The organism is Poseidonibacter ostreae (assembly GCF_009208075.1).
GTDB lineage: Bacteria > Campylobacterota > Campylobacteria > Campylobacterales > Arcobacteraceae > Poseidonibacter > Poseidonibacter ostreae.
Genome location: NZ_WFKJ01000068.1, coordinates 1 through 9,366, shown reverse-complemented (window position 1 = coordinate 9,366; position 9,366 = coordinate 1). Strand labels below are relative to the sequence as shown.

At 27.9% G+C, this 9,366-nt stretch carries 9 protein-coding genes; all 9 read left to right on the top strand.

What is annotated here, in order from left to right; translation table 11 throughout:
* Positions 1 to 1,168, top strand: a 1,168-nt coding sequence (locus tag GBG18_RS14305; protein WP_152192166.1) for a serine hydroxymethyltransferase, incomplete at its 5' end; no start/stop codon positions are given.
* Between the two features lie 40 nt (positions 1,169 to 1,208).
* Positions 1,209 to 2,111 carry an SPOR domain-containing protein gene (locus GBG18_RS14300; protein WP_152192164.1) on the top strand — a complete coding sequence of 301 codons (903 nt, stop codon included), beginning with the start codon at positions 1,209 to 1,211 and terminating at the stop codon, positions 2,109 to 2,111.
* Positions 2,112 to 2,123: 12 nt separating this feature from the next.
* Entirely contained in the window at positions 2,124 to 3,533 is a 1,410-nt protein-coding gene (locus tag GBG18_RS14295; protein WP_152192162.1) for an anthranilate synthase component I family protein, read from the top strand.
* Between the two features lie 38 nt (positions 3,534 to 3,571).
* Positions 3,572 to 4,348, top strand: a complete 777-nt coding sequence (locus tag GBG18_RS14290) for a pyridoxine 5'-phosphate synthase (protein WP_152192160.1) — start codon at positions 3,572 to 3,574, stop codon at positions 4,346 to 4,348.
* A gap of 10 nt (positions 4,349 to 4,358) precedes the next feature.
* Complete coding sequence (gene pdxA, locus GBG18_RS14285) at positions 4,359 to 5,282, top strand: 4-hydroxythreonine-4-phosphate dehydrogenase (protein WP_152192159.1); 924 nt, start codon at positions 4,359 to 4,361, stop codon at positions 5,280 to 5,282.
* Positions 5,283 to 5,288: 6 nt separating this feature from the next.
* On the top strand, positions 5,289 to 6,356 hold the full coding sequence (locus GBG18_RS14280) for an ATP-binding protein (protein WP_152192157.1): 1,068 nt from the start codon (positions 5,289 to 5,291) through the stop codon (positions 6,354 to 6,356).
* Positions 6,357 to 6,420: 64 nt separating this feature from the next.
* Positions 6,421 to 7,128 carry a UMP kinase gene (pyrH, locus tag GBG18_RS14275; protein WP_152192155.1) on the top strand — a complete coding sequence of 236 codons (708 nt, stop codon included), beginning with the start codon at positions 6,421 to 6,423 and terminating at the stop codon, positions 7,126 to 7,128.
* Between the two features lie 21 nt (positions 7,129 to 7,149).
* On the top strand, positions 7,150 to 7,365 hold the full coding sequence (locus GBG18_RS14270) for a DNA-directed RNA polymerase subunit omega (RefSeq protein WP_152192153.1): 216 nt from the start codon (positions 7,150 to 7,152) through the stop codon (positions 7,363 to 7,365).
* A gap of 37 nt (positions 7,366 to 7,402) precedes the next feature.
* A partial coding sequence (locus GBG18_RS14265) for a RelA/SpoT family protein (protein ID WP_152192152.1) occupies positions 7,403 to 9,366 on the top strand: 1,964 nt, incomplete at its 3' end.

Below are 9,366 nucleotides of genomic sequence, written 5' to 3'. Positions count from 1 at the left end.
GATGATTGCAAGTGAAAACTTTACATCTCCAGCAGTAATGCAAGCAATGGGTTCAGTATTTACTAATAAGTATGCTGAAGGTTATCCTTATAAAAGATATTATGGTGGATGTGAGCAAGCTGATAAAGTTGAGCAATTAGCAATTGATAGAGCTTGTGAAATCTTTGGATGTAATTATGCAAATGTACAACCACATTCAGGTTCTCAAGCTAATGGTGCAGTTTATGCAGCATTATTAAAAGCTGGTGATAAAATCTTAGGTATGGATTTATCTCATGGTGGACATTTAACTCATGGTTCTAAACCATCATTCTCTGGTAAAAACTATACTCCTTTTTATTATGGTGTAGAATTAGATGGTAGAATTAATTATGAAAGAGTAATGGATATAGCTAAAATTGTTCAACCAAAAATTATAGTTTGTGGAGCATCAGCTTATGCTAGAGAAATTGACTTCTCAAAATTTAGAGAAATTGCTGATGCAGTTGGAGCTATTTTATTTGCTGATATTGCACATATTGCTGGACTAGTAGCAGCAGGTGAGCATATGAGTCCATTCCCTTACGCAGATGTAGTAACTACAACAACTCATAAGACTTTAAGAGGTCCAAGAGGTGGAATGATTATGGCTAATGATGAAGATATTGCAAAGAAAATAAACTCTGCAATCTTCCCAGGATTACAAGGTGGACCACTTGTTCATGTAATTGCTGGTAAAGCAGTAGCATTTAAAGAAATCCTAAGCCCAGAATGGAAAGATTACGCAAAACAAGTAAAAGCAAATGCAAAAGTATTAGGAGAAGTACTTGTATCTCGTGGTTATGATATTGTTTCAGGTGGAACAGATAATCACTTAGTATTAGTATCATTTCTTAATAAAGAATTCTCAGGAAAAGATGCAGATGCAGCTTTAGGAAATGCTGGAATTACTGTAAATAAAAATACAGTACCAGGTGAAACTAGATCACCATTTGTAACTTCAGGAATTAGAGTAGGAAGTCCTGCATTAACTGCTAGAGGAATGAAAGAAAAAGAGTTTGAAATAATTGCAAATAAGATGTGTGATGTATTAGATGATATTGAAAATACTGAGCTTCAAGCAAAAATCAAGCAAGAGCTAAAAGAACTTGCTTCGGATTTTGTTATTTACAATCAATCTACTTACTAAAATTACAAGTTATTAAAATTTTATTCAATAAGGATCAGTTATGGAAATAAAAGGTGATGAGTTTATAAAAAAAGTTCAACTTCAACAAGAACGTGAAGAGTTAGAACAAAAATTAAGTGAATTAGAAGAAGTTCAAACTTCAATAGGTGAAAATACTACAATTCGAAATGAAAGTGTAAATGAACCTATTGATACAGAACTAGGTAATATCATGCTTGATACTCCAAGTTCTAATGAAGAGAGTAATAAGAAAAAGTACCTAATTTTAGGTCTTATTCTTGTAATCTTATTTTTACTTACTATTATAGTTATTCGCCTTTTAACTGATGATTCTAAAGAAGATACATTTACTACAAATAAAACTGATCCAATTGAAACAAAAACTACTACTGAAGATAGTAATATAGAAGAAAACTTTCAAAAAATTATGAATGAAAGAATTCAAAAAAATTCTCAAAAAGAGAAAGAAGATTCTCAAGAAGCAAATTCTGAAGAAAAAATTGACGCAATTAATGCTCAAAATGAACCTGAAAAAGTAGAAGAACAACAAGCATCAAATGATATTTTAGATGAAACAATCAAAAAAATTGAAGCTGAAATAAAACCTAAAAAGCAAGAAGTTAAAAAAGTTGCACCTAAAAAAGAAGTTGTAAAAAAAGCTCCTAAAAAATCTGTAAAAGAGTTAGTTAAAGATATTTCAAGTAGTGCACCTAAAGGTTACTTTGTGCAAATTGGAGCATTTTCAAAAAAACCTTCAAACTCATATATTGCAAAAATTCAAAATGCAAACTTAAAATATAAAATTCATCAAGTTGATGTAAAAGGAAAACTTTTCAATAAAGTTTTAATAGGCCCATATTCATCAAGAGCAAGTGCTGCTGATAATATAGAAAACATTAAGAAAAAGCTTAACTTATCAAGTGCTTATATTCTTAAATTTTAAAGTTGAGAATATATGAATTTTTATAGTAAAGAACTTTTTTTAGACCAATTTACACCTGTTTCAATTTATGAGAAAATAAAAGAATCTTATAAAGATGAAATAACTTTTCTTTTTGAAAGTACGATCAATTCAAGTGATGGAAATTATTCCTTTATAATCATTGGCGCACGTGAACGAGTTTGGTATGAAAATGGTGTATGTTTTCATAAAGACGAATTTGGAACAGTTAAAGAAGTAAACTCTAATCCTTTAAAGTTTTTGCAAGAATATTATAAAAAATTTGATAAAAAAGTTTATAAAGAAAAAGCAAAAGAGTTAGGTATTGGTTTAGTTGATGGATTTATTGGAAATATTGGATATGACATAGGAAAAGAGTTTGAGCCAAAACTAAAAGAACCTATGAATAATTTAATAGACCAATTAAATATTCCTGATTTAGATTTAATTAGACCTAATATTATTTTAGGATTTGCACATAAAACTTCAAAGCTTGTAATGCTAACATCTGTTGAATCACAAAAAGACGAGTTGGATAAAATTGAAAAATCTTTATATACTCCTTACTCTTATAAAGCACCTCAAAAAGCTATACTTTTAGATGAAGGAAAGTTTAACTTTTCAAAAGAAAAATTCTTTGAAATGGTTGCAAAATCAAAAGAAATGATTAAATCTGGAGATGTTTTTCAAATACTTATGTCAAATAGATTTATTCAAAAAGCAAAAGTTGATCACTTTAGTTTTTACAGATCTCTAAGAAGTAAAAATCCAAGTCCGTATCTTTTCTTTTTAGAGTTTGAAAACTTTTCAATTGCAGGGTCTTCACCAGAAGTTATGATAAAACTTGAAGATGGACATTTACTTTTAAGACCCATTGCAGGTACAAGAAAAAGAGGTTCAACTTTATCTAAAGATATAGAAATGGAAATTGAACTTATCAATGATGCAAAAGAAAGAGCTGAACACTTAATGCTTGTTGATTTAGGACGTAATGATGTAGGACGTGTTGCAAAACCAGGAACTGTAAAAGTTACAGATTTAATGAGAATAGAAAGATATTCACATGTAATGCATATAGTATCTGATGTTGAAGCAATGATTGATGATAAATATGACATGTTTGATTTATTTGCAGCAACATTTACAGCAGGAACAATGACAGGAGCTCCAAAAATAAGAGCCATGGAATTAATAGCACAATTTGAAGGAATAAAAAGAAACTTCTATTCTGGAAGTATTGCTTACTTTGGATTTGATGGAAATATGGATTCAGCAATTACAATTAGAACAACAATGCTTACGAAAGATACAGTTATTTTCCAAGCAGGAGCTGGAGTTGTTGCTGATTCTAAACCTGAAGATGAGTACTTAGAAGTACATAATAAACTAGCTGCAAATATTGCTACTTTAAAAGAGCTAGCTTAATATAATATTTTTTAATTTTAAATACTAAAGGATTTAATTTGTTACTAGGCGTAAATATAGACCATATTGCTGTTTTAAGAGAAGCTAGAAAGATAAATGATCCTAATCCAGTTGATGCTTTAGGTATTTGTAAACTTTCAGGTGCTGATCAAATTACAATTCATTTAAGAGAAGATAGAAGACATATCCATGATAATGATGCAAAAATAATTTGTAAACAATCTGCACTTCCTGTAAATCTAGAGTGTTCAATCAATAATGATATTGTAGATATAGTTTGTAAAATGAAACCCTCACGTGTTACTTTAGTGCCTGAGAATAGAGAAGAAGTTACAACAGAGGGTGGATTAGATGTTAAAAGTAACTTTGAAAAATTACAAAACGTAATTACAAAGCTTCATGAAAATGAAATTGAAGTTTCACTATTTATTGATCCAAATGAAGAAGTAATTGAACTATCAGCACATTTAAATGTTGAGTGGATTGAACTTCATACAGGTTCTTTTGCAAATATTTATGCCATGTTAAATTCAAATTTAAATAATTCTCATCATATAATTAAAGAGTTAGAACTTCCAAGAGATGAATTAAAAAAGAAGCTAAAAAAATCAATAAGTGAAATTAAAAAAGCTTCAAAATATGCTAATAAACAAAAACTAAAAGTAGCAGCAGGACATGGACTAAATTATCAAAATGTTACATTAATCTCATCAATAAAATATATAGACGAGTTAAATATTGGACAAAGTATAATTGCAAGATCTGTATTTACAGGCTTAGAAAAAGCAATTATTGATATGAAAGAATTAATCTAAAAGGTTCAAAATGAAACCAAAAATAGCAGTTAGTATTGGTGACTTAAATGGTATTGGAATTGAAATAGCTTTAAAAGCTCATGCTCAAATATCTAAAATATGTAAACCAATATATTGTATAAATAAACAAATGCTAGAAGCATCTTGTAAGGAATTAAAAGTAGATATTCCAAAAGACTTTAAAACTTTTAATACTAAAGGTGAGTTTAATATAAAGCCAGGACTTGTAAGTAAAAAGTCTGGTAAATACTCATATGATTCATTTATGGATGCAATTAAACTTGCAGATAAAAAAGAAGTTGATGCTATTTGTACACTTCCAATAAATAAAGAAGCTTGGAACAAAGCAAAAATATCATATAAAGGTCATACCGAAGTTTTAAGAGACTATTTTGGTAAAAATGCAATTATGATGCTTGGCTGTAAAAAAATGTTTGTAGGCCTGTTTACTGAGCATATTCCTTTAAAAAAAGTTCCTAAAAAAATCACAGAAGATGATTTAACAATTTTTTTAGTTGATTTCCAAAAAAGTGTAAAATCAAATAAAATTGGTGTTTTAGGTTTAAATCCTCATGCTAGTGATAATGGCGTTTTAGGAGATGAAGAAATTCAAATATTTAAAGCTATTAAAAATGCAAATAAAATACTTGATAAGAAAATATTTATAGGACCTTTAGTTCCTGATATTGCATTTTCTCCAATGTCAAGAAAAAACTATACATATTTTGTAGCAATGTATCATGACCAAGGGTTAGGACCTTTAAAGGCATTATATTTTGATGAAAGTATAAATGTAAGTTTAAATTTACCAATTATTAGAACATCTGTTGATCATGGAACTGCTTTTAATATTGCATATAAAAATGAAAAAGTTAACCTAAAAAGTTATATAAATGCTATTAAAGAAGCCATATCTTTATCAAACTCTAAATAGTAGATAATGAAAACACTTGAAAACTGCTATGAACTAAACTTTTCTAAAATTAATTTTATGGAAAGAAAAATAAGAATAACTCATCCAAAAACTATAATAACAGGCGCTAGTAAAACTGGAAAGAGTTATCTTATTTACGATTTTTTATCAAATTTTAAAACAAAAGATTATATTTATATTGATTTTAAAGATTCAAGAAATGATATTGAAGAAGTATCAAATAATCTTGATGTTTTTCTAAGGCAAAATGAGATTAAAGTTTTAGTCTTAGAAAACTTTTCTTTTGAATTTAACTTGCCTTATTGTGACAATATTATCATCTCTACAAATATCCCAAAAGTTCTAAGAGGTTTTAAAAATGTTACAGTTAGTGCTTTGGATTTTGAAGAGTATTTATTACAAGATATTAGACATCAAAATATTACACAAAGTTTTAATAACTTTTTTAAATATGGAAACTTACCAGAAGTAATAAACATAGATGAACATAAAAAAGTTCAAAGACTGCAAGAAATAATAAAACTTCAAGCCTTAAATGATACACAATTTGAAATATTAAAACTTTTATTTGAAAATATTGATGAAAAGAAATCTCTTTATCAGTTGTTTTCAAGCTTGAAAAGTAAAATAAAAATATCAAAAGATAAATTTTATGAAACTTGTAAACAACTTGAAAATAATAAAACTATCTATTTTTTACAAAAATATAATCAAGAAAAAGCTACAAAAAAAATATACTCATATAACCACTCTTTTTTAAATGCCATATCACATAATAAAAAATTTAAAAATGAGTTTGCAAATATGATTTTTTTGGAATTAGTTGATAAATACAAAGAGATTTATTATCTAGATAATATTGATTTTTATATTAAATCAAAGAAGTTAGCAATTGTAGGAATACCATTTTTTAATACTTTTTTAGTAAAAGCTACACTAAAAAAGATTTATAAAATAATGGAAGAGCATGAAATAAAAGAGCTAAATATTATTACTGTTTCAAATGATGAGAAGATAAATCATCCAAATTTAAGAATAAATGTTATCCCATTTTACGAATGGGCTCTTAGTTAATTTTATATTAATTAGAAATTAAACAAAAATAAGATAAAATCGCAAAACTATAAAGGACACACAAATGGATAAAAGAGTACTTGTAAAATTTTCTGGAGAAGCATTAGCTGGTGACGAGGGTTATGGTATTGATACAAAAATACTAGATTATATTGCTGAAGAGATTAAAGAACTTGTAGATAATGGTGTCCAAGTTGGTATCGTGATTGGTGGGGGAAACATTATTAGAGGTGTTACTGCAGCAGCTGATGGTATTATAAAAAGAACTAGTGGTGACTATATGGGAATGCTTGGAACTGTTATTAACGGTATTGCAATGCAAGAAGTATTAGAACACAAAGGTTTAAAAGCAAGATTACAAACAGCTATTAAAATGGAACAAATTGCTGAGCCTTTTATTGTAAGAAAAGCAGCTAGACATTTAGAAAAAAATAGAGTTGTAATTTTTTCTGCGGGAACTGGTAATCCATACTTTACTACAGATACAGCAGCAACACTAAGAGCTACTGAAATTGGAGCTTCATTATTAATTAAAGCTACAAAAGTTGATGGAATTTATGATAAAGATCCAATGAAATTTGATGATGCAGTTAAACTTGATACAATTACTTATGATCAAGCTTTAGAAGACCATATCAAAGTTATGGATGATACGGCAATTGCCTTAGCAAAAGATAATAAATTACCAATCGTTGTAGCAAATATGAATGAAAAAGGAAATTTACTTAAAATCATCAATGGTGATACAAGTAAGTGTTCAATCGTAAAATAGAACTTATAAAAAGGAAATAATATGAGATTAGAAGAAAGAATGTCACAAGCTTTAAAAAAAGTTGATAATGATAGATATATTTTAGCTATTGCTGTTGGTCAAAGAGCTGATGAATTAAGTAAAGGTGCTAAACCTTTATTAGAGCAAAACACTCAAAAAATGAAATATACTGATATTGCAATTGATGAAATTGCAAGTGGTTTATTAGTAATTGAAGGTTTAGTAGACAGAGATTAGTTATAAAAGCTTAGCTTTTATAACCTGTTGAAAAACTATGGATCCATTTATTAATAAAATTCAACATGTAAATACTGTTGAAGATGCTATCAAAGAGCTTGAAGCTCAAACTACACTAACTCCAAAACTTAAAGACTTAATTGATTTTATTATTGAAGCACATCAAGGCCAATATAGAAAAAGTGGCGAGCCATATTGTGTTCATCCAATATTAGTTGCAAGTATTACTGCTCACTTTTCTAATGAAGAATCAATTATTGCAACAGCCCTACTTCATGATGTTGTAGAAGATACAAATTTTTCTCTTGATTATGTAAAAGATAGATGGGGAAATGATATTGCCCATATGGTGGATGGTCTTACTAAAATTGTTGAAATAAGAGAAACAGAATTTGTTGCATCTGATAATACAAGTGATTCAAAACTAATTTCATCAGCACTTACATTTAGAAAAATGCTAATTGCATCAATTGATGATGTAAGAGTATTAATAGTGAAACTATGTGATAGATTACATAATATGCTAACTTTAGATGCACTTCCAGCTAATAAACAAAGAAGAATAGCAGAAGAAACACTTGTTGTTTATGTACCAATTGCAAATAGATTAGGTATTTCTACTTTAAAAAATGCTCTAGAAGATTTAGCTTTTTATTATATTTATCCAAAAGAGTATAAAAAAATTGATGATTTCTTAAAAGAAGAACAGCATACCATGCAGCTTACTTTTAATAGTTTTATATCTACAACAAAAAAGCTATTAGAGAAAAATGGGTTTGATTTAAATAAAATTAAAATCTATAGTAGAATTAAGCATCATTATTCTATTTACTTAAAAATGCAAAGGAAAGGTATTTCTATTGATGAAGTGCTTGATCTTTTTGCTATTAGAATTTTAGTTGATGATGATATAGATTGTTATAAAATTTTAGGCTCTATTCATATAGAATATAAACCTTTAATTTCTAGATTTAAAGATTATATTGCAACTCCTAAAGAGAATGGTTACCAAACAATACATACAACTGTATTTTATAATTCTAAAATTTATGAGATTCAAATACGTTCATTTGAAATGAATGAAGTAGCAGAATTTGGTATTGCTGCACACTGGAAATATAAATCAGGTGCAAAACAAACTACAAACTTAAACTGGCTAAAATCTTTAGAATTTTCAAATGAAAATGTTGAAGAATTTTACCAAGAAACAAAAGATAACTTATATACAGAAGAGATAGTAGTTTATTCTCCAAAAGGTGCTATATATAATCTTCCTTTAGGTTCAACGGCTTATGATTTTGCATTTGCAGTTCATAGTGATGTTGGTAAACATGCAACTTCTTGTTTTATTAATAAAATAAGAAAACCTTTGTTAACAGAGCTTAAAAGTACTGACATTGTAAATATTGAAACAGGGGATTTAGCAATAGCTAGATGTTCTTGGGTTGATATGGTACAAACATCAAGAGCAAAAAAACAAATCAAACTTTTATGTGCACATAGACAAAAAGAGATTGATGAAATGTATGGAAGAAATATAATTGATACTGTTTTTTCAAGATATAATGTTGAAGTATCAAAAAAATATGAAATTGATATGCCACATAAGATCTCTGAAGTTCTAGATTATTTTAAAAATGCAAAGCAAACTATAGAGAAAAAAATCATAAAAGACAGAGGAATTATGACAAGATTTAAAATCTTAACTTCTAAAGTTAAAGAATTTAAATTTGATAACATCCTAATATATTCAAATTTTAGTATAAATTCTGTATCATTTGACCACTGTTGTCATCCTAAATTTGGTGATGATATGGTGGCATTTAGAAATGGAAATGAAGCGATTGTTCATCATAAAATGTGTGATAAAGCTTATGACAAGATAAAAACAAAACACCAGATGCTATTTTGTAAATGGACAAAAGATACCTTGTATCAATACAAAATGGTAGTTAGTATGCCTAATACAAAAGGTGAATTAGCAAGAGTTCTTACTTATAT